Raw genomic sequence first — 229 nt, 5'->3', positions numbered from 1 at the left:
CTGCCAGTGAAGACCGGGAGGGAACCGACAAACACCACACAAAATGAGCGACCTCAGCAAGAACGACGTTGAAAGGGCGTCTTTCGCCTTCTCAATCTACGACTTTGAAGGCAAAGGCAAGATCGATGCCTTCAACCTTGGCGATCTCCTGAGAGCGCTCAACTCAAACCCCACACTGGCAACCATCGAGAAACTCGGTGGTACAAAGAAGAAGGGCGAGAAGCTGCTC

Annotated in this window: 1 protein-coding gene; it reads left to right on the top strand. The window is 52.8% G+C overall.

Features of this window, described 5'->3' with window-relative positions; all coding sequences use genetic code 11:
- Window positions 1-43: 43 nt before the first annotated feature.
- Window positions 44-229, top strand: a 186-nt coding sequence (locus F0U44_RS23960; protein WP_149730584.1) for an EF-hand domain-containing protein, incomplete at its 3' end; no start/stop codon positions are given.

This window comes from Nocardioides humilatus, from assembly GCF_008373755.1.
GTDB classification, from domain to species: Bacteria; Actinomycetota; Actinomycetes; order Propionibacteriales; family Nocardioidaceae; genus Nocardioides; species Nocardioides humilatus.
This window is presented reverse-complemented; position numbering and strand designations above follow the sequence as displayed.